This window comes from Bradyrhizobium sp. 2TAF24, from assembly GCF_052115025.1.
In the GTDB taxonomy this organism is placed as follows: domain Bacteria; phylum Pseudomonadota; class Alphaproteobacteria; order Rhizobiales; family Xanthobacteraceae; genus Bradyrhizobium_A.
On record NZ_JBFRFW010000026.1, the window covers coordinates 1 to 25,453 of the forward strand.

Genomic DNA, 25,453 nt, shown 5'->3' on the forward strand with positions numbered 1-25,453 from the left:
TGTTTCTGTCTTTCGCCGGCCTGGTGGTTCTTGCGAGGAGCCCATACCCGATCCCATTCCGAACTCGGCCGTCAAATTCCTCCGCGCCAATGGTACTATGGCTCAAGCCCTGGGAGAGTAGGTCGCTGCCAGGCCTGCAAAGGACAGACACTTCCTCTTTACGACACTCAAACAAAAACGCCGCTTCCTCACGGAAGCGGCGTTTTTGCGTTTGAACGGACATGTGCGCGGGTCCGAACTGTGCTGCGCTATTGAATGATGGCCCGTGCGCCGCGCAGCCGATCGTTCCCGTCAAAACTTACGCTGACGCTTTGCACCGCTTGCCCCGCGAACCGGGCAGGCAGCAAGAAAGCGAAGCTGCCGTCTGCCGTGGTCGTGCTGCTGCCAAGCGAGGCCTCGGTCGTGACGAGCCGAAGCATGCGGCGCTGGACCTCGTGGCCCGCCGCATCCACGAAGATGATGCCGATGCTGGCAGCCCGCTCGGCTGCCGTGCGCGCGGCGAGTGATGCGTCGAAGCGGAAGGTTGCTCCGGCCGTGGCGGGAAAACGCGCCGAGTTGGTGGCGAGGCCTTGCGCCGCGGTGACATCGATTCGCGCCGGCGGGAAATTCCGAGCGGGGCCGTCGCCCTCGCGATAGCGAGCCGCAGCGATGCTGGCGGTCACCGCTCCGGTGCAGGCCGTGCAATTCAGCTCGCGGTTGGCGCGCAACGCGAACACTGCGGCACTGGCTGTGGCCGGCACCTTGCCGGTGATGTCTTGGTGGACGACGGCGCCGGCATCGACATCGCCGAGCGCGCTCAGGGTAATGGTGGCGTGAGCGACCGGCGCTCCACGCTCGTCGAGCAGGCGCCCGCTGATGCGCGGGCCATCGCGATTGACGCCGAGGTTGCTATGCGGCTTCAGATAGTGAAGTGCGACGTTGGTCAGGGTGCCGCTCGCCGTCTCCGGCAGCAGCCGACTCGGAAATGGTTCCCAGGTCTGGAACAGCGCGTCGTCCGGCCGCAGCCCGAGCTCTGTTTCCACCTGGTCCGCATGCCGGATCGCGGCCTGCGCCCATTGCGTGTCGCTGGTCGCGGCGGGACCGGCGTTGTAGATCACGCCGAAGCGGACTTGCCGGCTCCTCAGAAAGCCGGCGAGGGACACCAGGTGATGCGTCGCCTGAGGCGACCAGCTCTCGTCGACATGAAGAAAGGCGAGGCGATCGCCCGTTGCCTTGGCGTAAGCGTCCACCCAGCCTTTGGTGGCTTCGAGGAAATCGCTGGCGTCATAGACCACTTCGACGTCGCCGATTCTGATGTTCGGAAAGATCCGTTTGGCGATCGCGACATTGGGCGCCAGATCTTGCGCGAGCTGGGCTGCGGACAGCTTGCAGGCATCAGGTCCGGTATACTGGTGGCCGTAGTAGAACGGCTCGTCCATCGCAATGTAGGCGAGGTCGCCGCCCAGCCGCTGGATGAGTGACAGCACACGCTCCACGAGGCCAGGCTCGCCATAGGCTTCCGTTGTCTCATGACAATGATCGGATACGCTGAGCATGCCGATTTCCAGGGCGAGCGCGATGTGTCGCCGGCGCAGCTCTGCGAAAATCTGTTTCAGGTCGTCCTCGCGGCCCTGCGAAGCGAATCCGGGCCCGATCTTGAACACCTGCGTCTGGCTCGCGACATTGGGCCAGGCGGCGTCGGGCCGGAACAGGTCCATGTAATCGGCGCCGGCATCCCACTTGTGCGCGGCGCGGACCACCGGATCGACGGCGGCGAGCCAGATCTCCGCCGCGCGGGCAGCCCGCGGCACGCTGCCGAGCGTCATCGCGCCGATCATCGCGAGTGTGAGACCGCGCTGCATCTTGAGCCGGCCGTTTCCTCGCATGCGTGGCCTCCCAAACAATCTCGATTGCGCCGGCATCGCGCTACTGCCTGGGCAACATCGCGAGGCAGCAGACCGCGACAGAATACATCGCGAATCTGACCGAAAATGCAGTCTCGGCTAGAAGCAGCGTTTGGGTGCTCAGATGTTTGGAGCGCGCGCATTATGGTGATCTGCGATCATCACGGCCGCGATGTTCCGCGGAGGCGTCGCGGACGGCAGAGGTGTGTTCGCTACGGCCGCTTTGGGATGGTGGCAGATGCGCGCCTTGTTCGCTCCGCGCTGCCATTGTGGTGCATGTGACGGCGCAACGGCGTCGACGCTGTCTCGCGTCGTTTCGTGCTCGTCAGGGGCGAGAGGGCAGGCGCTTCGGGACTATCAATCGTTCGCTCGCGCTCGCGGCGCGCGATCCCGGAGAAGTCCTGGGAGTGGCTTCTGGAGGCGCGTTTGCGACTGCGACGGGGGCCATGTAGGGCCGAGGATGGCCTTTCGACGCCCGCTGAACCCGTGCCGGCGCCTGCGAGGCATGATGAGTCGCCGGTCCCAGCCGGTCCGATGGGCGCCCGCAAGGACGGCAACGGCGAGCGGTGCGCGTCTGAAGCGCGCGATATTTTTCAATGATTTCAAAGAGATGGATGGCGGAGACAGAGGGATTCGAACCCTCGATAGGGCTTTACAACCCTATAACGGTTTAGCAAACCGCCGCCTTCAGCCACTCGGCCATATCTCCGTTACGGCTGCATATGCCCGACAGCTGTGGCATCTGCAAGTCGGAGATTGCGCGACCCACGTCTTAATTGTCGATCGCGGTGATCGAATTGCCTTGCCATTCCATGGCGTTGAAACGTGGCATGGCGTCGCCCGGATCTCTGGAACCCGATGACAGGGGGCTTCTCCGGGAACGGGCCTGTCGCGGCGCCATTTGGCGCACGAGCGGGGAGGGCGCGGACCCCACCCGTTCCCGGCGACAGGGATGGAACCCGATGCTCCACCGGCATCCGCCCGGCACCGGAAGAGCGGCGATTAAGGCAGCGATTCTGCCATTTGATTCGACCTCAAACGGTGCAGCGCGCGTGCGCGGCGGTGGACAGCCCAATTGTGGCATCTGAGCAGGTGCACATCGGGCTTCAAAAAATGCGCAGTTAAATCAATGAATTACGGGCGTGGTTTGTCAGCGTCTGCGTGTTATTTGTGCAACACATCTCCAAAAACGGCGGCGCCGGGCCGTTTATAGGGCGGTCCTTTGTTGCCTGTGCAGAGGCGTTAGGTAATTGTCGTGGTGCGACGGAGGGGGGCATCCCGAGGTCGTCCCGTCTAGATGTTTCGCTGAAGTCCCTCGCGTTATGCGGGAGTGTCCGAAAGCGCGAGGCAACCAGGCGGTCAGCGGGGACAGGGAACCACCCAGAGTGTTTTCAGCACGACGGAACTGGAACTCTCCCTATAGAGCAAACTTGGAGGTTTACATGAAGATGGTTAAGAGCCTCATGCTCGGCACCGCGGCGGGTTTCGTCGCGCTGTCCGGAGCTCAGGCGGCCGATCTTCCCGTCAAGGCCAAAGCGGTCGAGTACGTGAAGATCTGCTCCCTCTACGGCGCGGGCTTCTACTACATCCCGGGCACCGACACCTGCATCCGCATCGGCGGTGCGCTGCGTTTGGACACCTCGTTCAACGGCACCACCTATGACGTGCCGTTCTGGCAGGGCAGCACCGGCGGTGCCAACGCCTACAACCGCAACTACTTCACGACCCGCGAGCGTCTGAACCTGTTCATCGATACGCGCACCGCCACTGAATACGGCGTTGTTCGTACCTATGCCAACTTGCAGTTCGACTTCGCTCAGGGCCGCGAGAGCCTGGCGGGCGGCTACATGGAGAACGACTTCCTGTTCATCCAGTTCGCCGGCTTCACCTTCGGTAAGGCGGTGTCGCAGTTCGATCCGCAGTGGGCGCTCGCCAAGCCGTGGATCGCCTCGGGCGTGCTCGGTGGCTCGAACAACGCGACCGGTATCCCGCAGCTCGCCTACACCGCTTCGTTCGGTAACGGCGTGTCGGCGACGATCTCGCTCGAAGACGCTCAGCCCTACCGTTCGGCCGGTGTCGTGAACGCCACCGCGGGCCTCCTCGGTCCGTTCGGCGCCAACATCGCCGCCAGCGGCCTGCAGAACGCCTTCTACGGCGCTGCGTCGAACACCTTCCTGGGCAACACCCAGGCTGGCGACCACGTGCCGGATATCGTTGCCAACCTGCGCCTCGACCAGGCCTGGGGTTCGCTGCACTTCGGCGCTGCTGCGCATGAAGTTCACGGCACCTACTACACCAGCTCCAACAGCGACAGCGGCCGTCCGTCGTCGGCCTGGGGCTATGCCTTCACCGGCGCTTTCGAGCTGAAGAACCTGCCGACCGGCGTGGGCGACAGCTTGAAGGTTGAGGCGAGCTACGCCAAGGGCGCTGCCAAGTACGTCTGGGGCGGCACCGTGGACACCACCGGTGGTGGTCGTTTCGCCAAGATCGGTTCGGGCGTGGGCTCCGCGGGCAGCATGGCGTTCGGCTATGTGCTTGATGGCGTCTACACCGGCACCAATTCGGGCAACGGTTCGAGCATCGACCTGAGCTCGGCCTGGGAAGTCAGTGCTTACTTCGAGCACTACTGGAACCCGGCCTGGCGGACCTCGGTGTTCGGTTCGTACACCTCGATCACCTACGGTTCGGCTGGCAATGCGGCGCTCCTCGCTGCGGCGAACGGCGCGGGCTTCCTGTCGAATACGGCGACCGGCGCGGTCACCGGCTCGTTCCTCGGCACCAACACCGGCAACTTCAACTTCGCGGTTGCTCAGGTTGGTACGCGTACGGCCTGGACCCCCGTTCAGAACCTGACTCTGTCGGCTGAGTTCGTCTACAGCCGCCTGATCCAGAACCAGAACGGCGTCTACACCACCGCTGGTGGTATCCCGGGCGTTTCGGCCGGCAACACCTTCGAGATGAAGAACCAGAACCTCTACAACGGTTCGGTTCAGATCCTGCGCAGCTTCTGATCGTCATCGTCTAACGACGATCGAGATCACGGCTCAGCCCCCGGCGGTTCTCCGCCGGGGGTTTTTCTTTGGCTGGACTGTTGTCTTCGGCGGGCAAGGGAAACGTCGATCGTCATCGCGGCGTGCTTCGTTTCGAAGATTGGGGTCTTCAGCCGGGGACGGCGATATGGTCCGGCGCCAGTCCGGCTTGCCGGCGCTGCATCATTGCAATGAACGCCGCCTCGAGATGGCGCGTGAACTGCGCGGTGTCGAACAGCGGCGTGGTCAGGCGGTTGTCTGCGAGCTTGTCTCTGAGCGCGGCCAGGCGCGCGGGCTCGCGCGCCAGTGCGATGGCAAGGCTCTCGTAGTCGTCGAGGCTCGCCGTGACCAGCTCCGGCAGGCCGACAGCCTCCAACAGGCTCGTGGCCACCCGGCCGGCGAAGGTGGTGCCGCGGCAGGTGAGCAGCGGCAGGCCGGCCCACAGGGCATCGCTCGCGGTCGTATGGGCGTTGTAGGGCAGGGTGTCGAGGAAGAGATCCGCGCAGCGGTGCCGGGCAAGATGCTCCGCCGGTGGCGCGCGGTCCGCGAATACCAGGCGGCTGCCGTCGACGCCGCGCGCCTCGGCTTCACGCCGTAGATTGGCTGCGGCCTGCGGATGGTCGGCCAGCAGCCACAGCACGCTGCCATCGACTTGCGCCAGGATCTTCATCCAGCGATCGAACACCTCCGGTGTGATCTTGTAGGCGTTGTTGAAGCAGCAGAACACGACGCCGGTGGCCGGCAGGCCGCAATCGACACGGTCGACGCCGGCTGCGGCGATCGTGCGCGCGCGGTCGTTGGCCTGGTAGCAATGGGGCAGGGTGACGACCTTCTCGGCATAGAAAGCGCGTTCGGCTTCCGGCAGCACGTAGCGGTCGGCGACGATGTAGTCGACGTAGGGTGCACCCAGCGTGCCCGGAAAGCCGAGATAATTGACCTGCAGCGCTGCGGCCCGCCGTGCGAACACCCGCGTGCGCTCGTCGCCGAAATAGCCGTTGAGGTTGACCAGCACGTCGATGCCGGCCGCACGGATCGCCGCGACCGCTTCGGGATCGCCAAGGCCGCGGATCGGCAGGACGCGATGGACGGCCCGCTCGATCCGCCGGCGGGTGTCGCTGCCGTCGTCCCAGCCATTGTCGATGGCGGTGATCTCGAAACGGCTGGGGTCATGATGCTCGAGCACGCCGACCAGCAGCAGGGATGTCGCCTGCTGGCGAAACTCGCCCGAGAGATAGCCGACCCGGATCCGGCCGTCGCTTGCCGGCGACGGCGCCGCGGTGGGGGCGGCGGCGGCCGGAAATCGCAGAGCGCTGAACAGCGCGGCGCATTGCTGCAGGCTGGCCGGTGAGGTCGCAAGGCCCTGCCAGCCGAATGGCTCGATCGCCGGCTTGCCGGCGGCGAGATCGCGCTCCACCTCGACGGTCAACGCGGCAACGCCACGCCAGTCGCAGGCCAGCATCTTCTCGTGCAGCAGGCTGCCCTTGAGGAACGGCAGATCCGGGGCGATCTGCAGGGCCGCCGTATAGGCGCGCACCGCTTCGTCGTGGCGCTGCAACTGGTGCAGCACGAACGCCTGTCCGAACCACGCCTCCGCAAGCCGCGGCTGCAGCGCCAGCGCCTCGCCGTAAGCTTGCAGCGCAGCGTCGTACTGCCTGAGCTCCGCCAGTGCCTTGCCCTTGTTGAACAGCGCGCCGGCATGGCGGGGATGGATCGCGAGGGCTCGGTCGAAGTCGCTGATCGCCCCGGGATGATCCTTCAGCTCGTTGCGGACGGTACCGCGGTTGTTCCAGGTGTCGGCGTTGGCTGCGTTGAGCGCCAGCGCCTGGCTGAAACGCTCCTGGGCTTCTTCTGGTCGCCCGAGCGCCTTCAGCACCAGCCCGTAGTTGTAGAATGTCGCATCCGAGGTGGCGTTCAGCTTCAGCGCGGTCTGCAGGTACGGCTCGGCCTCGCGGTATTTCTTCTGGGCCGTGAGCACGACGGCGAGCACGTTGAGGCCGCCGAGATGGCGCGCCTCCTTGCGCAGCAGCTGGCGCAGGGACCGTTCGGCGTCATCGAGGCGGCCCTGCTGGAAGGCTGCGAGCGCGCGTTGGAACAGCTCTGTGCTGGTGGCCATGGTGCGTCAGCGGTCGTCAGGCCGCACCGGCGGCGATGCGGTCGCAGCGGGCGCAGAAGGCGGCAATCCGCGACTGGCTCGGCCGGTCGCCAAGCAGCGGCGCGTGCCCCTGATCGGCAACCGTGACGAGGTCGAGATCGGGGCGCCGCGCAGCCACGGCACGCACAGTGTCATGGCTCAGCAGGTCCGACAGGCCGCCATGAACCAGCATCAGCGGATGTGGCCGCAGGGCGTCGAACGCCTCCCACAGCGCTGGAAGCGGGGTCTGCGGATCGAGGCCGGCGAGCGTCTGCGCCAGCGCCGGATCGTAGGTCTGGGTGAAGCGGCCATCATGCTCGCGCCAGGAGCGTTGCGCCCAGGCGCGCCAGTCGTCATCGCCGAGCGATGGGAAATCGCGGCCGAACATCTCCTTGATGCCGTGCGCAGCGTCAGCCCATGACAACGGCTGGGGACGTTCGCCGACATAGCCCTTGATGCGCAGCAGGCCGGCCATCTCCAGCACGGGACCGATGTCGTTGAGGACGACGCCGGCGAGCAGCGGCGAGCCCGTCGCCGCCATGGTCATTGCGATCAGGCCGCCGCGCGACGTGCCGACCACGATGGCGCGGTCGATGCCGAGATGGGCCGCGATTGCCAGCACGTCGCCCATTTCCACCGGCACCGCATAGTTGGCGACATTGGCGTCGTGGCCGGACAGGCCGCGGCCGCGATAGTCGACGGCGACGACGCGGCGCGGTGCCTGCGCATCGGATGCGAGCGCCTGTGCCAGCGCGTCGAAATCCGCCGTGGTGCGGGTCAGGCCGGGCAGGCACAGCACCGGCAGCGTGTCCGCATCCGGCCGCGGGTTCGCAGGAACGGTTTCGCGGGCGTGCAGTTGCAGGCCATCGGCCGACACGCAGAACACATCACGGGACTGGACGGGCATGGGCGAGGGGATCTCGGGGTCGAGGGGATGATCCCCTCACTTTAGTCCACCCCGCCGCCGCGGCGCAAATCGGCCTCGATCTGCAGCCGCGAACCGCCGCCGAAGCGAGCGCGGTAGACCTGCAGGTTCTCCATCACCCGCTGCACATAGTTGCGGGTTTCGGAGAACGGGATCAGCTCGACCCAGTCGACCGCGTCGACCTTGGGGTCGCGGGGATCGCCATAGCGCTCGATCCATTTGCGCACGCTGCCGCGGCCGGCATTGTAGCCGGCGAAGGTCAGGATGTAGGAGCCGCGATAATCCTCGATCAGGCCGCCGAGTTCGGCGGCGCCGAGCGAAGCGTTGTAGGAGGGATCCGACAAGAGGCGCCGCTGATCGAAGGTCTCGCCGTATTTCTTGGTTACATATTTGCCGGCCGCCGGCGTCACCTGCAGCAGGCCCATGGCGTTGGCGCTGGAGACGACCTTCTGGTTGAAGGCGCTTTCCTGCCGCGCGATCGCAAACACCACGCTGCGCTCGACGTCGGGCCCGATGGTCTTGTAGCGCGGAATGCCGGAGACCGGATAGGCATAGTGGTCGAACGGCAGGCCGCGATTGAGCGCCGCCTTGCCGACCAGCAGCATGCCGCGGGCGTCCTCGTTGCGCTGGGCGAGCTCGCACAGCGCAGCCAGCCCCTCGGGATCGTCGGCGCGCTCGCCCATCTCGGCGAGGATCGGCACCGCGATCTCGCCTTCGTCGAGTGCGTACAGCAGCTCGACCGCGCGCACGATCTCGAGGCGATCGGCGCCGCGGGAGCGGGACGGCGCCTCGCGCAGGCCGAGTTGCGGCAGGCCGAGCTTGGCGCGCGCCAGCTGACCATAATAGCTGGTCGATTGCGCCGCTGCCGACTGGTAGGCCGCACGCGCCTCCTGGCTGCGCCCCATCGCCTCCGCCGCGCGACCCTGCCAGTAGCCGGCGCGGGCGAGCGCGGTCGGGTTGCTGCTGCCCACTCCGATACGCGCGAAGTGCTGGGCCGCGGTGGCCGGATCATTGAGGAAGCGCAGCGCGATCCAGCCGGCGGTGAACTCCTGCTCGGTCTTGTAGATGTCGCGTGCGGGCAGCGCGGCGTCGCGGGCGATGAGGTAGGCGTTGCGGTTGTCGCCCTCGTCGAGCAGCTTGCGGGCGAGGAGCCGCCGTTCGACCCACCACTCATCGAGATTGATCAGCCGCGCCGGATCGCGCGGCGCTGAGAGCATCAGCTGGGCGGCCTCGGCGAACTTCTCCTCGCGCCGCAGCAGCTGGATGCGGCTGAAGATGAAGCCGGGATCGCTGTGCAGGTCGCGTGGCACGGCTTCCAGCAGCGCCCTAGCGTTGTCGGCCTTGCGGTTGGAGGCAAGGCGCGCGCGCGCCAGCGTCACATAGGCCGAGCCGAGCCGCTGCGCCGCACGCAGCGCGGTGTCGGCGTCGTTGGCATAGAGCGCGAAGTCCATCCGCGCCTTGTGGTCGCCGCCGGTGATCAGCGCGCCAAACAGGTCGAGCGCGGTGGCCTCGGTGTCGCCGGACATGGTGTCGTTGCGCCAGGCGTCGCGGACCAGTTGCTCGGCGCCGCGGCGATCGCCGCGTCCCAGCAGCACGCGCGCCAGCGCCAGCTTGCCTTTGGCGGACACCGGCTCCTCGCTCGCGAACCACGTCGCGACGGCGGCGTCGTCGCGCTTGTCGTCCCACAGCGCAGCTTCACCCCGGCGGCGCAGGAAGCTGAGGCTCGGCCAGCTCGGATTGGCGGCGATGAAGGCGCGGTAGCGCTCGGCCGAGGCGCCGTTGTTGTCGCTGCGCAGGATGATCCACTCGGCGAGCTTGCGTGCCACGGAATCGCCGATTGTGCCGGCGATCTGCGTCGCGCCGGCCGGATCCTTCTTGCTGCGGATCTGCTCGATGACGTTCTCGACCGCCTCGGCGTCGGCCTGCGGTGTCGCGGCGCTTGCCGACATCGCGAGCGGCGCGTGCGGCTTGCGCGGGCTTGTTGCGGCACGGCCGGCGGACTGCGCCGGCGTGATCGTCGCCGGCGCGGCGCGGCCGGCTTCGACCTTGGCGGGGGTCGGCTGCGCGATTGTGCCGCGGGGGATCGGGCGCGGCCGCGGCAGCGGCACGGCGGAGGCGGCTTCGCACACCACCAGCGGCGCGGCGGTGATAAGAAGCGTCGCGGCCAGCAGGCGCGCGCCGCGATGAGACAGAAAAAGGGATTGCGGGGCGGATGCACGGGCCAATGGCGTCACCTTGAGCCTCAATGGCGAATCACGCTTACGCTCTCAGGGAACGTTGTATTTCATTGAGTTTTTCGACAAAACATTAAATATGTTAGCATGTCGTTATCGCCTCGCACCGCGGCGAAATCACGGCCTTGCCGGGCGGTCTTCACTGGCATAGACCCGGTTCCAGAACCGGCCCGGCCCCGGGCCTTGAATTCAACCTGCAATTGATGAAGCCGCCAAAAACGGCCGGAGAGAGATGATGGCTGCCAAGACGAATTTTCGGGGGTCTTACACCGCGTTGGTCACGCCGTTCAAAAATGGCGCGCTCGACGAGGCGGGCTTCCGTGCATTCGTGAACTGGCAGATCGCGGAGGGAACCCATGGGTTGGTGCCGGTGGGCACCACCGGCGAGAGCCCGACGCTGAGCCATGATGAGCATCGCCGTGTGGTGGAGTGGTGCATCGAGGAGGCCAAGGGCCGCGTGCCCGTGATCGCGGGCGCCGGCTCGAACTGCACCGCCGAAGCGATCGAGCTCGCCCAGCATGCGGAGAGCGCCGGTGCGAGCGGCGTGCTGGTGGTGACGCCGTACTACAACAAGCCGACCCAGGAAGGGCTCTACCAGCACTTCAAGGCGATCAACGATGCGATCGGCATTCCGATCATCATCTACAACATTCCCGGTCGCTCGGTGATCGACATGTCGGTCGACACCATGAAGCGGCTGTTCGAGCTCAAGAACATCACCGGCGTGAAGGACGCGACCGCCAATCCGGTGCGAGTGTCGCAGCAGCGCGCCGCGCTCGGAGAGGGCTTCAACCAGTTGTCGGGCGAGGACGCCACCGCGCTCGCCTTCAACGCCCATGGCGGTCACGGCTGCATCTCCGTGACCTCCAATGTCGCGCCGCGGCTGTGCTCGGAGTTTCAGAAGGCCTGTCAGCGCGGCGACTATGCCGAGGCGCTCAAGCTGCACGACAAGCTGATGCCGCTGCATACCAACCTGTTCATCGAGACCAACCCGTCGCCGGCGAAGTACGCGCTGTCGCTGCTCGGCAAGATGAGCGCGGACGTGCGCCTGCCGATGGTGCCGGTGTCGGACGCCACCAGAGCCGCGGTGCGCAGCGCCATGGTCCACGCCGGGCTGCTGAACTGATCCGCTGATTTCGCGGGCGCTGCCGTGCGAGGGGGGTGCGAAAATTTATCATATAAAACAATGCATTAATCCAGTTTTCAGCTGCATTGTTCGAGGTCGGCGCGGAAAACCCGACAAAACCGGATTCCCCTTTTCCGGATCATGTTTTACGGTTTCAGCCACGGCGCGAAAGTCGTTCGCGCCGGTGTGACCGTGACAGGGAGGCCCGCCCGTGCTGAAGGAATTCCGTGAGTTCGCCATGAAAGGCAACGTCGTCGACCTTGCGGTCGGCGTCATCATCGGCGCGGCGTTCGGCGCCATCGTCACGTCGATGGTCGGCGACATCATCATGCCGATCGTCGGCGCGATCACTGGCGGTCTCGATTTCTCGAACTACTTCACGGCGCTGTCGGCCAAGGTCACGGCAACCAACCTCGCGGATGCCAAGAAGCAGGGCGCCGTGCTGGCCTGGGGCAACTTCCTGACGCTGGTGCTGAACTTCATGATCATCGCCTTCGTGCTGTTCGTGGTGATCCGACTGATGAACCAGCTGAAACGGCAGGATGCGCCGGCGGCCCCGACCGGGCCGACCAAGGATCAGGAGCTGTTGACCGAGATCCGCGACCTGCTCAAGCAGAAGGCGTAAGGGCGAGAAGCGTCATTGAGAGAGCTGGTGCGGACGATCGGCGTCCGCACCCGGCTTGAAAGTATTGAGAGATGAGTGAGCAGAACAAGCGGCCGGTGAAGATCGTGGCTGAGAACCGCAAGGCGCGGTTCAACTACGCGATCGAGGATACTTTCGAGGCCGGCATTTCGCTGACCGGCACCGAGGTCAAGTCGATCCGCGGCGGCAAGGCGACGATCGCCGAGTCGTACGCGGATCCGCGCGCCGGCGAGATCTGGCTCGTCAACGCCAACATCCCCGAATATCTGCAGGCCAACCGCTTCAACCACGAGCCGCGGCGGCCACGCAAGCTTCTGCTGCACAAGCGCCAGATCAACAAGCTGATCGGTGCCGTGGAGCGCGAGGGCATGACCCTCATCCCGCTGAAGATCTATTTCAACGAGCAGGGCCGCGCCAAGCTCGAGCTTGCGCTGGCCAAGGGCAAGAAGCTGCACGACAAGCGCGAGAGCGAGAAGAAACGCGACTGGAGCCGCGAGAAGGGGCGCCTGCTGCGCGCCCGTGGCTGACGGTTACGGGACTATATTCCCAGAAGTTGACGAGGAGGATGCGGCTGCGGCCGAAAGGCGCAGCCGCTGCGTGCGTTATTTCGCGTCGAGATGCTCCCGCACCCGGGCGAACACGGCTCTGAACATCTGCGGCGTCAGCACGCGGGTGTTCGTGTTGTAGCGGGAGCAGTGATAGCTGTCGAACAGCCTGAAGGCGCCGACCTGGTGCTCGGCGCCATGGCTGAATGGGGCATCGGCGGCGCGGACGCCGAAGGCCTTCAGCGTCGAATCATGGGCGACACGGCCGAGCAGCACGACCGCGCGCAGCCGCGGCATCTCATCGCGGACGGCGGTGAGGAACTGGCGGCAGGTCCTGATCTCGATGGGCAGCGGCTTGTTCTGCGGCGGCACGCAGCGCACCGCGTTGCCGATGCGGCAGTCGATCAGCCGCAAGCTGTCGTCGGGACGGGCCTCGTAGGTCCCTTCGGCGAAGCCATACGCATGCAGCGTGTCGTAGAGCAGGTCGCCGGCGTAATCGCCGGTGAAGGGACGGCCGGTGCGATTCGCGCCCTGCAGTCCAGGTGCGAGGCCGATGATCAGGAGTGCCGCGTCGCGGTCGCCGAAGGGTGCGACCGGACCATTGAACCAGTGCGGCTCACGCGCGCGGATGTCGTTGCGGAAGTCGGCGAGGCGGGGGCAGAGGGGGCAGTCGTGGCCGGGCTCCGTGGAGCCCGGGCCGTGGGCATTGACCGGTGTGCGGGCAGGATGGACCGCAGGGCCGGCGGATATCCGCCGGCTCCGCTCAGTGGCCGTTTCAGTCGTCGAATTCTTCCTCATCAGCCTTGGGCGCGATCGTGCTGCGATGCAGGAACTGCGGGGTGTGGCGCGGCTCGCGGTGCTCACGCGGAGCGGGACGCTCCGACGGGTCGCGGCCGATCTTGGACTGCAGCTCCACCAGATCGGTAAACACATCGGCCTGCCGACGCAACTCGTCTGCGATCATCGGCGGCTGGCTGGCAATGGTGGAAATCACGGTGACGCGGACGCCGCGGCGCTGCACCGCCTCGACGAGGGAGCGGAAGTCGCCGTCGCCGGAGAACAGCACCATCTGGTCGATGTGCTCGGCGAGCTCCATGGCGTCGACCGCGAGCTCGATGTCCATGTTGCCCTTGACCTTGCGGCGGCCGGTCTGGTCGACGAACTCCTTGGTGGCCTTGGTGACGACGGTGTAGCCGTTGTAGTCCAGCCAGTCGATCAACGGCCTGATCGACGAGTATTCCTGATCCTCGATGATGGCGGTGTAGTAGAACGCGCGGACCAGCGTCCCCCGGCTTTGAAATTCGCGCAGCAATCGCTTGTAGTCGATATCGAACCCGAGCGTCTTGGCGGTAGCGTAGAGATTGGCGCCGTCGATGAATAGCGCGATCTTGTTGGAGGAGGCAGAAGGCATCAGTTGTGGTCCCGCTTTTTTGTCGTTCTGGGTGTGCATTGGCGCAGCCCCACCGGCCGCGCGCAACCGGTCAGGTCTTGGAAAACTTCCAGGTTGAATCCATTTGCGTTAACCAATCCGAGGCTGCGAAATCAGCGCCAAGCGACGGACCATGATCAAGCAATGAAGCCTTTTGGTGTCCATGCGACCAATCGCTCACCAAAAACCCAGTCTAGCAGAGCCGCCGCTCAGGCTCCAGCTTGGCGAGAATCTGAAAAATTGCTGCTTGCGAATTGAGGCTCGCCACTATACCTAGCGTCCATAAATCTGAAGATTTTGGACCCAATTAACGGAGCGACAGTCGATGGCTCGCGTCACCGTGGAAGACTGCATTGACAAGGTCGACAACCGGTTCGACCTGGTTTTGTTGGCCGCGCATCGGGCGCGGATGATCTCGTCCGGTTCGCAGCTCACCGTCGATCGCGACAACGACAAGAATCCCGTTGTTTCGCTGCGCGAAATCGCCGAGCGGACGATCTCGCCGGAGGACCTGCGCGAGGAACTCGTGCATTCGCTGCAGAAGTTCGTCGAGGTGGACGAGCCCGAGCCGGACACCGTGCCGCTGATCGGCTCGGCTGGCGCCAGCGTCGATGCCGACGACACCGAGGTCGCCGTCGAGCGCATGACCGAGGAAGAGCTGCTCAAGGGCCTGGAAGGGCTGGCTCCTCCGGAGGAGCAGCCCGAAGAGGAAGAATAAGCCGACGCGTCCGCGAACCGGGCCGTTGCGCCAAACCTGCCAAAGGCCCGGATCGTGATCCGGGCCTTTTGCATTTCACCGTTGCATTTATTGACGTTTTTTGAGGTTTTGTTGCGCTAAGGTCGAACGATCGACACAATGAAATCGTCGGGTTCCACGACGGAACCCCTTGAGGTTGGAAGATGGCGTATTGGCGCCGTAACGCACGTCAGATGGAAGCCGCGGCCGGGGGCGTCGCCGCGGCGCCGGCGCTTGCGCCGGCCGCAAAGCCCCCCAAACGGTCCCCGACCCGGATGATGCGCCAGTACGATCTGGTGGAGCGGGTGAGGGCCTACAATCCCGACACCGACGAGGATCTGCTGAACCGGGCCTATGTCTACGCCATGGTTGCCCATGGCGAGCAGACGCGGGCGTCGGGAGATCCCTACTTCACGCATCCGCTCGAGGTCGCGGCGATTCTCACCGACCTCAAGCTCGACGATGCAACCATCGTTGCGGCGCTGCTGCACGACACCATCGAAGACACCGAGGCGACCCGCACCGAGATCGACCAGATCTTTGGCCATGAGATCGGCGCGCTGGTCGAGGGCCTCACCAAGCTGAAGCGCCTGGAGCTGGTGTCGCGCGAGGCCAAGCAGGCCGAGAACCTGCGCAAGCTGCTGCTGGCGGTCGCCAACGACGTCCGCGTGCTGCTGGTGAAGCTCGCCGACCGGCTGCACAACATGCGTACCCTCGAGTTCGTGCCGCCGGCGTCGCGCCGCCGCATCGCCGAGGAGACCATCGACATCTATGCGCCGCTTGCCGGCCGCATGGGCATGCACGAGATGCGCGAGGAGCTCGAGGACCTGTCGTTCCGCGAGCTCGATCCCGAGGCCTATGCGGTGGTCAACGGCCGACTCAGCGGGCTGGCCGACCGCAACCGCAACCTGATCGGCGAGATCGAGGCACAGCTCACCGCCAACCTCACCAAGAACGGCATCGCCGCCGGTGTCATCGGCCGGCGCAAGCGGCCGTTTTCGATCTGGACCAAGATGGAGCGCAAGTCGGTCGGCTTCGAGCAGTTGTCCGACATCTTCGGCTTCCGCGTCATCGTCGGCACGGTCGAGGACTGCTACCGCGCGCTCGGCATCGTGCACACGGTGTGGCCGGTGGTGCCAGGCCGTTTCAAGGACTACATCTCGACGCCGAAGCAGAACGACTACCGCTCGATCCACACCACCGTGATCGGTCCGGGCAACCAGCGTGTCGAGCTGCAGATCCGCACCGAGAACATGGACCGCATCGCCGAGTACGGCATCGCCGCGCATGCCTTCTACAAGGAGGGCGTGGGCTCGCCGACCGAAATGCTCAACCGCGAGTCCAACGCGTTCGCCTGGCTGCGCCACACCATCGAGGTGCTGGCGGAGAGTGCCAACCCGGAGGAATTCCTCGAGCACACCAAGCTCGAATTGTTCCATGACCAGGTGTTCTGCTTTACGCCGAAAGGCAAACTGATCGCGCTGCCGCGCAAGGCCAACGTCATCGACTTCGCCTATGCGGTGCACACCGACGTCGGCAACAGCGCGGTCGGCTGCAAGATCAACGGCAAGTTCTCACCGCTGTCGTCGGAACTGCAGAACGGCGACGAGGTCGAGGTGCTGACCTCGCGCGCCCAGTCGGCGCCGCCGTCGGCCTGGGAATCGCTCGCCGTCACCGGCAAGGCGCGCGCGGCGATCCGGCGCGCCACCCGTGCCGCGGTGCGTGACCAGTATGCCGGCCTCGGCCGGCGCATCGTCGAGCGGCTGTTCATGCGCGCCAAGATCGCCTACGACGACGACAAGCTGAAGGGCGCGCTGCCGCGCCTGGCCCGCACCTCGATCGAGGATGTGATGGCCGCCGTCGGCCGCGGCGAGATGAAGGCCTCCAACGTCGCCCGCGCCATGTACCCGGACTACAAGGAGGAGCGGCTCGGGGCGTTCGGCGCCAAGAAGGACGGCGCGGCGAAGCCGAAATCGGCCGAGGGGCCGGCCAAGGCCGCGATCCCGATCCGCGGCATCAACAGCGACCTGCCGGTCAAGTTCGCGCCGAATGGCGGCGCGGTGCCGGGCGACCGCATCGTTGGCATCGTCACGCCGGGCGAGGGGATCACGATCTATCCGATCCAGTCGCCGGCGCTGAAGGACTTCGAGGACATGCCCGAGCGCTGGCTCGACGTGCGCTGGGACGTCGACGAGAGCACGCCGCAGCGCTTCCCGGCGCGGCTGTTCGTGCAGAACGTCAACGAGCCAGGCAGCCTTGCGCAGATCGCGACCGTGATCGCCGAGCATGACGGCAACATCGACAACATTTCGATGAGCCGCCGCTCGCCCGACTTCACCGAGCTGACCATCGATCTCGAGGTCTACGATCTCAAGCATCTCAGCGCGATCATCGCCCAGCTCCGCGCCAAGGCGGTGGTGGCGAAGGTCGAGCGCGTCAACGGCTAGAGTTCAGCTTCACAGGTTCCTGCCATGCCCACCGTTCGTTCGCTGCGCCTCGGCGTCAATGTCGACCACGTCGCCACGCTGCGCAATGCGCGCGGCGGCTGTCTGCCCGATCCGGTGCGCGCCGCGCTGCTGGCGATCGAGGCTGGCGCCGACGGCATTACCGCGCATCTGCGCGAGGATCGCCGTCACATTCGCGACGACGATATGGCGCGACTGAAGGCCGAGATCTCCAGGCCGTTGAATTTCGAGATGGCGGCGACGGAGGAGATGGTGCGAATCGCGCTGGCGACGAAGCCGCACGCCGTCTGCCTCGTGCCGGAGCGGCGCGAGGAGGTGACCACCGAAGGCGGCCTTGACGTGGTCGGGCAGCACAATGCTCTCGCGCCCGTCATCGCCCGCTTCAACGACGCCGGCATCCGCGTGTCGCTGTTCATCGCCGCCGATCCCCGCCAGATCGAGACGGCGGCGCGGCTGCAGGCGCCGGTGATCGAGATCCACACCGGCGCCTGGTGCCATGCGGTGATCGACGGCAAGCAGGATGTCGCCGAGGCGGAATGGCAGCGCATCGTCGACGGCGCTGCGCTGGCGCAGTCTGCGGGCCTCGAGGTGCATGCCGGCCATGGCCTCGACTATGCGACCGCCGAGACCATTTCGGGCCTGCCGCAGATCGTCGAATTGAATATCGGTCACTTCATGATGGGCGAGGCGATCTTCGTCGGTCTCGGCGAGACGGTGCAGGCGATGCGGGCGGCGATGATCCGCGGCCGCCGCAATGTCGGGCTCACGGCATGATCATCGGCATCGGGTCGGACCTGATCGATATCCGCCGCATCGAGAAGGTGATCGAGCGCCACGGCGAGCGCTTCCTCGACCGCATCTTCACCGATGCCGAGCGCGCCAAGGCCGAGCGGCGCGCCAAATCCCCCAAGATGGTGGTGGCGACCTACGCCAAGCGATTCGCCGCCAAGGAAGCCTGCAGCAAGGCGCTCGGCACCGGCATCCGCCAGGGTGTGTGGTGGCGGGACATGGGGGTGGTCAACCTGCCGGGCGGGCGGCCGACCATGAACCTGACCGGCGGGGCCAAGGCGCGGCTGGATACATTGGTTCCGGCCGGGTTCCAGCCGCGGATCGACCTGTCGATTACCGACGACTGGCCGCTCGCCCAGGCCTTCGTGGTCATCTCGGCGGTCCCGTCCGGCCAGCCCTGACGGCATGCGGCCGAGGTCGCTTCCAAACTAAAAATGACAGGATTGTCAGGTAATTAGCAAGTTTTTGCGGGTTTCTTGATTGCGCGGTGGCGGGCAACCGTCTACAACGCGCGCGGGCGCTGTTGTGTGGTGATTTGTGGTGGTTCGGAAATTCCCTTTGCGTCCTGGTTCCGCCGGGAGGGGCATTTCCGAACCCGCCACAGGGTACACAAATTGATCTGGTGAGGTTGCGACGCTGTCGGACGTCGCAGGCATGGCCGGGTGGGCGCAGGCGCAGGACACCAGAGCGGGCCGTTGTCGGCTCCCACAGGAACAAGAGCGGCGATGAGCGTGACATCCGGGACCAAGAGCGAAGGCGGCGTTGGCGAGACCGTCAAAGTCGTCATTCATGCACTGATCATCGCGCTGGTGATCCGCACCTTCCTGTTCCAGCCCTTCAACATCCCGTCGGGCTCGATGAAGGCGACGCTGCTGGTCGGCGACTACCTGTTCGTCTCGAAATACTCCTACGGCTACAGCCACTATTCGATCCCGCTGTCGCCGCCGCTGTTTTCCGGCCGCATCTTCGGCTCCAATCCGGATCGCGGCGACATCGTCGTCTTCCGCCTGCCCAAGGACGACACCACCGACTACATCAAGCGTGTCATCGGCCTGCCGGGCGACCGAATCCAGATGAAGGACGGCCTGCTCCACATCAACGACAAGCCGGTGCAGCGCGAGCGCCTGTCGGACTTCGTCGGCGAGGACCCCTGCGGCTCCGACGTCACCGCCAAGGTCAAGCGCTGGAAGGAGACGCTGCCGAACGGCGTCAGCTACGAGACCCTCGACTGCGTCGACAACGGCTTCTACGACAACACCAACGTCTACACGGTGCCGCCCGGCCATTTCTTCATGATGGGCGACAACCGCGACAATTCCACCGACAGCCGCGTGCTGTCCGCGGTCGGCTACGTGCCGCAGGAGAACCTCATCGGCCGCGCGCAGATGATCTTCTTCTCGATCGCGGAAGGCGAGCAGGCCTGGCAGATCTGGCGCTGGCCGTTCGCGGTGCGCTGGAATCGCATCTTCCACATCGTGCGATGAGTGACGATACCCCGCTCATTCCGCCTGCCGCCGATGTCGACGATCCTGCTGGCCTGAGCAACGACAAGCCGGCGGCGGCGCCGGCCAAGAAGCCGCGCCGTCGTGTCAGCGCCAAGGTCGCCGCCAAGGCGATCGAGGAGCGCATCGGCCATGCCTTTGCCGATCCGGCGCTGCTTGCGACCGCCTTCACCCATGTCTCGGCGCTGAAGTCGGCACGCAACCGCACCGAGAGCTATCAGCGTCTCGAATTCCTCGGCGACCACGTGCTCGGCCTGATCGTGTCCGACATGCTGTACCGGGCGTTTCCGAAGGCCGACGAGGGCGAGCTGTCCAAGCGCCTCGCCGATCTCGTGCGCAAGGAGACCTGCGCCGACGTCGCCAAGGGGCTCGGACTGCACGAGGCGATCAAGCTCGGCACCGTCGGCGCCGGCGTCGGCGAGCGCTTGCGCAAGTCCGTGCTCGGCGACATCTGCGAGGCGGTGATCGGCGCGGTCTTCCTCGACGGCGGGTATGCCGCCGCGGCGCAGTTCGTCGAGACCAACTGGACCGAGCGCATGCGCAAGCCGCTGCGGCCGCTGCGCGACGCCAAGACGGTGCTGCAGGAGTGGGCGCAGGGGCAGGGGCTGCCGACGCCGCTCTACCGCGAGGTCGAGCGCACCGGTCCCCATCATGATCCGCAATTCCGCGTTGCCGTCGAACTGCCCGGGCTCGCGCCCGCCGAAGGCATCGGCGGCAGCAAGCGCGCCGCCGAGAAGGTGGCGGCGCTGGCGATGCTCAAACGAGAAGGCGTGCCGAGTGGCAACAATGACGGCTGATCCGACCGGCGAGGACAATGGCGCGGGCGGCGAGACCCGCTGCGGCTTCGTCGCGTTGATCGGAGCCCCGAACGTCGGCAAGTCGACGCTGGTCAACGCGCTGGTCGGCTCCAAGGTGACGATCGTGTCGCGCAAGGTGCAGACGACGCGCGCGCTGATCCGCGGCATCGTGGTCGAGGACCGTTCGCAGATCATCCTGGTCGACACGCCCGGCATCTTCGCGCCGCGTCGCCGGCTCGATCGTGCCATGGTTTCGACCGCATGGAGCGGGGCGCATGACGCCGATCTCGTCTGCGCGCTGCTCGACGCTCGCGCCGGCCTCGACGAGGAGGCCGACGCCATTTTCAAGAAGCTCGACAGCGTCGGCCATCCCAAGATTCTGGTGATCAACAAGGTCGATATCGTCGCGCGCGACAAGCTGCTGGCGCTGGCGCAGGCGGCCAACGAGCGCTTGGCGTTCGAGCAGACCTTCATGGTGTCGGCGCTGTCCGGCGATGGCGTCGACGACCTGCGGCGGGCGCTCGCGGCCGCGGTGCCGGCGGGGCCGTTCCACTATCCCGAGGACCAGATGTCGGATGCGCCGATGCGGCATCTGGCGGCGGAAATCACCCGCGAGAAGATCTACCGCAACCTGCACCAGGAGCTGCCGTACCAGTCCACGGTCGAGACCGAGACCTGGACCGAGCGAAAGGGGGCGGTGCGGATCGAGCAGACGATCTATGTCGAGCGCGAGAGCCAGCGCAAGATCGTGCTCGGCAAGGGCGGCGCGACCATCAAGGCGATCGGTGCCGAGGCGCGCAAGGAGATTTCCGAGATCGTCGGCCAGCCGGTGCACCTGTTCCTGTTCGTCAAGGTGCGCGACGGCTGGGGCGACGATCCCGAGCGCTATCGCGAGATGGGGCTGGAATTCCCCAAGGAATGAGCGTTTGCTGGCCGCATGGAATGGACCGATGAAGGCATCGTTCTGGGCGTGCGCCGGCACGGTGAGGCCAACGCCGTCGTCGAGCTGCTGACGCGCTCGCACGGTCGCCATCTCGGTCTCGTGCGCGGCGGTGCCGGCGCACGGATGCGCCCGGTGCTGCAGCCCGGCAATACAGTCAGCGCGATCTGGCGCGCACGGCTCGACGAGCATCTCGGCTACTATCAGCTCGACGGCATCCAGCTCCGCGCGGCCACCATGCTGGCGGCGTCGCACGCGGCCTACGGCATCACTCATCTCGCCGCGGTCGCCCGGCTGCTGCCGGAGCGCGATCCGCACGAGGACATCTACGAGATGCTGGAGGCGATCCTCGATGACTTCGAGGAGGCGGGCCATGCCGGCGTGCACACCGTGCGGTTCGAGCTTGCGATGCTGACCGAGCTCGGCTTCGGCCTTGATCTTGGCAACTGCGCCGCGACCGGCGTCACCCACGACCTGATCTATGTGTCGCCGAAGTCCGGCAATGCGGTGTCACGGCAGGCGGGCGACCCCTGGCGTGATCGGCTGCTGCGGCTGCCGGCGTTCCTGCGTGAGGATGCAACTGTGGAGGTCGGCTGGTCTGACGCCGATCTGCTGGATGGCTTCAAGCTGACCGGCCTGTTCCTGCTGCGCCATGTGCTGGAGCCGCGCGGCCAGGGGCACTCCGACGCGCGCGAGGGCTTTATCGCCGCGGTCATGCGCGGCCGCGCGCGGCTGGCCTCCGGCGGCGCTTGAGGACGGTCTCATTAGACAACAGGCCGGCAACGGCCGGCCTGAGGGCGCGCGCCGGCCTGCTGGATGCGGGCCGGGAAATGCCGGGTCGGCTCAGTAGTAGCCGTAGTAGCGCGGGCGGGGACGCCAGCCGCCATAGTAGCCGTAGCCTGGGCCGTAATACCCACCACCATAGCCCGGGCCATAGCCATAGCCCGGGACCACATCGACGCAGCGACGGACCCAGTTCCAGCCGTTCCACACCCGGGTGCAACGCAGATAGACCTGCTCCGTCGCCGCCGGAGCGGCGAGACCGCTGTTCAGCGGCATGGCTTCGGCGCGGCTGCCGGCCATCAGCCCGGCGCCCGCCAGTGCCGCGACGGCTGCGGCGGCAAACATGAAACGACGCATCTTTTCCTCCTCCTGATCCAGCCGCCCGCCGGGGGGACGCCGTCGGGCTGGTCGACAATAGCCCGGAACCGGGATGTCTGACACTGACGGTTCCGTAATGCTGCGAGCAAGCCGATTTTATGGCACGGCCAACCAGAACAGCGGATGTCTGAAAAATTCATTTCTTGTTCATTGACGACGCAGCGGTTAACCCCGTCCCATGGGAAAAAGAGTGATTCCGCCTGAACCGGCCCCGGTCGAAGACGTCGCCCTGCGCGAGGCGCTGGAAGAGCGCTACCTGGCGTATGCGCTGTCGACCATCATGCACCGGGCGCTGCCGGACGCCCGTGACGGCCTGAAGCCCGTCCATCGCCGCATCCTCTATGGCATGCGGCTGCTGCGCCTCGATCCGGGCGCGACCTTCAAGAAGTCCGCCAAGATCGTCGGCGACGTCATGGGCAGTTTCCATCCCCATGGCGACCAGTCGATCTACGACGCGCTGGTGCGTCTCGCCCAGGATTTCGCCGCGCGCTACCCGCTGGTCGACGGCCAGGGCAACTTCGGCAATATCGACGGCGACAACCCCGCCGCCTACCGTTACACCGAAGCGCGCATGACCGACGTCGCGCGCCTGCTGCTCGAGGGCATCGACGAGGACGCGGTCGAGTTTCGCCCGAACTACGACGGCCAGGCGAAGGAGCCGGCGGTGCTGCCCGGCGGCTTCCCGAACCTGCTCGCCAACGGCGCGCAGGGCATCGCGGTCGGCATGGCCACTGCGATCCCGCCGCACAATGCCGCCGAGCTCTGCGACGCCGCGCTGCATCTCATCGAGAAGCCGGACGCCAAGTCCAAGGCGCTGCTGCGCTGGATCAAGGGCCCGGACTTCCCGACCGGCGGCATCATCATCGATTCCAAGGACAGCATTGCGGAGGCCTATACCACTGGCCGCGGCTCGTTCCGCACCCGCGCCAAGTGGCACCAGGAAGAGGGCGCCCGCGGCACCTGGACGGTGGTGGTCACGGAAATTCCGTGGCTGGTGCAGAAGTCGCGCCTGATCGAGAAGATCGCCGAGCTGCTCAACGACCGCAAGCTGCCGCTGGTCGGCGACATTCGCGACGAGTCCGCCGAGGACGTCCGCATCGTCATCGAGCCGAAGACGCGGGCGGTCGATCCGGCGCTGCTGATGGAATCGCTGTTCAAGCTCACCGAGCTCGAAAGCCGCATTCCGCTCAATCTCAACGTGCTGGTGAAGGGCCGCATCCCCAAGGTGCTGGGCCTTGCGGAAGCGCTGCGCGAGTGGCTCGACCATCTGCGCGACGTGCTGCTGCGCCGCTCCAACTACCGCAAGCAGCAGATCGAGCATCGCCTCGAGGTGCTCGGCGGCTACCTGATCGCCTATCTCAACCTCGACAAGGTCATCAAGATCATCCGCACCGAGGACGAGCCGAAGCCCGTGCTGATGAAGGCTTTCTCGCTCACTGAGATCCAGGCCGAGGCCATCCTCAACATGCGCCTGCGCTCGCTGCGCAAGCTCGAGGAGATGGAGATCCGCCGCGAGGACAAGGACCTGCGCACCGAGCTCAAGGGCATCGAGGGCATCCTCGCCTCGGAGGCCAAGCAGTGGGCCAAGGTCGGCGAGCAGGTGCGCACCGTGCGCGACATGTTCGGCCCGAAGACGCCGCTCGGCAAGCGCCGCACGACGTTCGCGGATGCGCCGGAGCACGACCTCGCCGCGATGGAAGAGGCGCTGGTCGAGCGTGAGCCGATCACGGTGGTGGTGTCTGACAAGGGCTGGGTCCGCACGCTGAAGGGGCAGGTCGCCGATCTCTCCAACCTGACGTTCAAGACCGACGACCGCCTTGGCTATGCGTTCTTCGCCGAGACCACCTCGAAGCTGCTGCTGTTCGCCACCAACGGCCGCTTCTACACGCTCGACGCCGCCAAGCTGCCCGGCGGCCGCGGCCATGGCGACCCGATCCGCATGTTCATCGACATGGAGCAGGACGCGTCCATCGTGTCGCTGTTCGTCTCCTCCGGCGGGCGCAAGTTCCTGGTCGCGGGCCATGACGGCCAGGGCTTCATCGTCAACGAGGACGACTGCCTCGGCAACACTCGCAAGGGCAAGCAGGTGCTGAACGTCACGCCGCCGAACGAGGCGCGCGCCTTGACGACGGTCGACGGCGACACCGTCGCGGTGATCGGCGACAACCGCAAGATGCTGGTGTTCCCGCTCGACCAGGTGCCGGAGATGGCGCGTGGCCGCGGCGTGCGGCTGCAGCGCTACAAGGATGGCGGCCTGTCCGATGTCGTCACCTTCAATCTCAAGCAAGGCCTGACCTGGAAGGACTCCGCTGGTCGCGAGTTCAGCGTCAGCGCCAGGGAGCTCGCCGACTGGCGCGGCGCCCGTTCCGATGCCGGCCGCCTGCCGCCGAAGGGCTTTCCGAAGTCCAACAAGTTCGGCAAGACCATCGAGCCGCCGCCACCGCCCGAGCCGGCGTCCTGACGGCCGCCCGTTACATCATCGCATCCCTTCATGCCCGGCCTTGCGCCGGGCATGTGCGTTTTGAGAGGCGAGCGATCGAGATGCGACACACTGATTTGCGTGCGACGGGCAGGCGGCGCTAGATTTCCCATCTGGAATGACGGGAAGGACATCGCGATGGTCCGCGAGAACGAAATCCGCGAGGGCGAGGTGGTGGTGGAGTTGCCGCCGCCGACCGATGCCGGCCTGATTTTTATCGGCCGCATTCGTACGCCCTGGAACTCGCGACTGGAGACGCCGCGGCAGGGCCGCCAGGACGGGCCGGTGTGCCGCATCGAGATCTTCGATCCGTGGGTGCCGGCGCTGAAAGGGCTTGATCTCTACGGGGAGGTCGAGGTGATCTACTGGCTGCATCAATCGCGCCGGGATCTCGTGCTGCAGAGCCCGGCGAGCGACAAGACGACCCGTGGCACGTTTTCGCTGCGCTCGCCGGTGCGGCCCAATCCGCTGGGCACGTCGATCGCCAAGCTCGTCGGCATCGAGGGATCGACCGTGCTGGTGCGTGGCCTCGATTGTCTCGACGGCACGCCGCTCGTCGATCTCAAGCCGGACCGTTGCGCGTTCACGCCGATCGCTCCGCCACAGCCCGGTGATTTCGAGGTCGGCGACCATTGACAC

At 66.0% G+C, this 25,453-nt stretch carries 21 protein-coding genes, 1 tRNA gene and 1 rRNA gene; 15 read left to right on the forward strand and 8 right to left on the reverse strand.

Annotation, left to right across the window (positions count from 1 at the left end; genetic code table 11):
• Positions 1-19 precede the first annotated feature (19 nt).
• A 5S ribosomal RNA gene (rrf, locus tag AB4Z37_RS29190) occupies positions 20-134 on the forward strand.
• Positions 135-248: 114 nt separating this feature from the next.
• Here the strand turns inward: rrf and AB4Z37_RS29195 are convergent.
• Positions 249-1,739 (reverse strand): hypothetical protein, encoded by a 1,491-nt coding sequence (locus AB4Z37_RS29195; RefSeq protein ID WP_441520221.1) that lies wholly within the window; start codon positions 1,737-1,739, stop codon positions 249-251.
• 759 nt (positions 1,740-2,498) lie between these two features.
• Positions 2,499-2,592 (reverse strand) — tRNA-Ser (locus AB4Z37_RS29200).
• A 733-nt stretch (positions 2,593-3,325) separates the two neighbouring features.
• On the opposite strand from AB4Z37_RS29200, the gene AB4Z37_RS29205 reads away from it, so the two are divergent.
• Entirely contained in the window at positions 3,326-4,894 is a 1,569-nt protein-coding gene (locus tag AB4Z37_RS29205) for a porin (protein WP_441520222.1), read from the forward strand.
• Between the two features lie 148 nt (positions 4,895-5,042).
• Here AB4Z37_RS29205 and AB4Z37_RS29210 read toward each other — a convergent pair whose 3' ends face one another.
• Genes AB4Z37_RS29210 through AB4Z37_RS29220 form a run of 3 tightly spaced genes read right to left on the reverse strand, consistent with a single transcriptional unit; the run spans position 5,043 to position 10,202 of the window.
• Entirely contained in the window at positions 5,043-7,025 is a 1,983-nt protein-coding gene (locus AB4Z37_RS29210) for an O-linked N-acetylglucosamine transferase, SPINDLY family protein (protein ID WP_441520223.1), read from the reverse strand.
• A 16-nt stretch (positions 7,026-7,041) separates the two neighbouring features.
• A complete protein-coding gene (locus AB4Z37_RS29215; protein WP_441520224.1) occupies positions 7,042-7,950 on the reverse strand; it encodes an alpha/beta fold hydrolase in 909 nt (302 codons plus the stop codon).
• 41 nt (positions 7,951-7,991) lie between these two features.
• Entirely contained in the window at positions 7,992-10,202 is a 2,211-nt protein-coding gene (locus AB4Z37_RS29220) for a lytic transglycosylase domain-containing protein (RefSeq protein ID WP_441520225.1), read from the reverse strand.
• Between the two features lie 235 nt (positions 10,203-10,437).
• On the opposite strand from AB4Z37_RS29220, the gene dapA reads away from it, so the two are divergent.
• The 3 genes from dapA to smpB all read left to right on the forward strand — a co-directional run bounded on the left by dapA (position 10,438) and on the right by smpB (position 12,498).
• Complete coding sequence (gene dapA / locus AB4Z37_RS29225; protein WP_441520226.1) at positions 10,438-11,328, forward strand: 4-hydroxy-tetrahydrodipicolinate synthase; 891 nt, start codon at positions 10,438-10,440, stop codon at positions 11,326-11,328.
• Positions 11,329-11,539: 211 nt separating this feature from the next.
• The gene (gene mscL, locus AB4Z37_RS29230) at positions 11,540-11,953 is read left to right on the forward strand and encodes a large conductance mechanosensitive channel protein MscL (protein WP_441520227.1); all 414 of its coding nucleotides are present in this window, start codon (positions 11,540-11,542) and stop codon (positions 11,951-11,953) included.
• Between the two features lie 71 nt (positions 11,954-12,024).
• Positions 12,025-12,498 carry an SsrA-binding protein SmpB gene (smpB, locus tag AB4Z37_RS29235; RefSeq protein WP_441520228.1) on the forward strand — a complete coding sequence of 158 codons (474 nt, stop codon included), beginning with the start codon at positions 12,025-12,027 and terminating at the stop codon, positions 12,496-12,498.
• A 75-nt stretch (positions 12,499-12,573) separates the two neighbouring features.
• Here the strand turns inward: smpB and AB4Z37_RS29240 are convergent, their stop codons facing one another.
• Entirely contained in the window at positions 12,574-13,314 is a 741-nt protein-coding gene (locus tag AB4Z37_RS29240) for a uracil-DNA glycosylase (RefSeq protein ID WP_441520229.1), read from the reverse strand.
• A complete protein-coding gene (locus AB4Z37_RS29245) occupies positions 13,292-13,927 on the reverse strand; it encodes a LabA-like NYN domain-containing protein (RefSeq protein WP_441520230.1) in 636 nt (211 codons plus the stop codon). Before AB4Z37_RS29245 ends, AB4Z37_RS29240 begins: the two co-directional genes overlap by 23 nt.
• A gap of 343 nt (positions 13,928-14,270) precedes the next feature.
• Between AB4Z37_RS29245 and rpoZ the strand changes: the two genes are divergently transcribed.
• From rpoZ to recO, 8 genes are all read left to right on the forward strand, one after another.
• The gene (gene rpoZ / locus AB4Z37_RS29250; protein ID WP_211970662.1) at positions 14,271-14,663 is read left to right on the forward strand and encodes a DNA-directed RNA polymerase subunit omega; all 393 of its coding nucleotides are present in this window, start codon (positions 14,271-14,273) and stop codon (positions 14,661-14,663) included.
• Positions 14,664-14,845: 182 nt separating this feature from the next.
• Positions 14,846-17,128 carry a RelA/SpoT family protein gene (locus tag AB4Z37_RS29255; RefSeq protein ID WP_441520231.1) on the forward strand — a complete coding sequence of 761 codons (2,283 nt, stop codon included), beginning with the start codon at positions 14,846-14,848 and terminating at the stop codon, positions 17,126-17,128.
• A 24-nt stretch (positions 17,129-17,152) separates the two neighbouring features.
• A complete protein-coding gene (locus AB4Z37_RS29260; protein WP_441520232.1) occupies positions 17,153-17,920 on the forward strand; it encodes a pyridoxine 5'-phosphate synthase in 768 nt (255 codons plus the stop codon).
• Complete coding sequence (gene acpS / locus AB4Z37_RS29265; protein ID WP_441520233.1) at positions 17,917-18,336, forward strand: holo-ACP synthase; 420 nt, start codon at positions 17,917-17,919, stop codon at positions 18,334-18,336. Before AB4Z37_RS29260 ends, acpS begins: the two co-directional genes overlap by 4 nt.
• A 324-nt stretch (positions 18,337-18,660) precedes the next feature.
• A complete protein-coding gene (gene lepB / locus AB4Z37_RS29270; protein ID WP_441520234.1) occupies positions 18,661-19,419 on the forward strand; it encodes a signal peptidase I in 759 nt (252 codons plus the stop codon).
• Positions 19,416-20,234: a ribonuclease III gene (rnc, locus tag AB4Z37_RS29275; RefSeq protein WP_441520235.1), complete on the forward strand. Its 819-nt coding sequence runs from the start codon at positions 19,416-19,418 to the stop codon at positions 20,232-20,234. Before lepB ends, rnc begins: the two co-directional genes overlap by 4 nt.
• Positions 20,224-21,156 carry a GTPase Era gene (gene era, locus AB4Z37_RS29280; RefSeq protein ID WP_441520236.1) on the forward strand — a complete coding sequence of 311 codons (933 nt, stop codon included), beginning with the start codon at positions 20,224-20,226 and terminating at the stop codon, positions 21,154-21,156. Before rnc ends, era begins: the two co-directional genes overlap by 11 nt.
• 15 nt (positions 21,157-21,171) lie before the next feature.
• Entirely contained in the window at positions 21,172-21,927 is a 756-nt protein-coding gene (gene recO / locus AB4Z37_RS29285) for a DNA repair protein RecO (RefSeq protein ID WP_441520237.1), read from the forward strand.
• Positions 21,928-22,017: 90 nt separating this feature from the next.
• On the opposite strand, the gene AB4Z37_RS29290 is transcribed toward recO, so the two are convergent.
• On the reverse strand, positions 22,018-22,314 hold the full coding sequence (locus AB4Z37_RS29290) for a hypothetical protein (RefSeq protein WP_441520238.1): 297 nt from the start codon (positions 22,312-22,314) through the stop codon (positions 22,018-22,020).
• A 199-nt stretch (positions 22,315-22,513) separates the two neighbouring features.
• Here AB4Z37_RS29290 and parC point away from each other — a divergent pair, with 199 nt between their 5' ends.
• Both parC and tsaA read left to right on the forward strand, forming a co-directional pair.
• Positions 22,514-24,796, forward strand: a complete 2,283-nt coding sequence (gene parC / locus AB4Z37_RS29295) for a DNA topoisomerase IV subunit A (RefSeq protein WP_441520239.1) — start codon at positions 22,514-22,516, stop codon at positions 24,794-24,796.
• A 156-nt stretch (positions 24,797-24,952) separates the two neighbouring features.
• Entirely contained in the window at positions 24,953-25,450 is a 498-nt protein-coding gene (gene tsaA, locus AB4Z37_RS29300) for a tRNA (N6-threonylcarbamoyladenosine(37)-N6)-methyltransferase TrmO (RefSeq protein ID WP_441520240.1), read from the forward strand.
• The last annotated feature ends 3 nt before the right edge of the window (positions 25,451-25,453 follow it).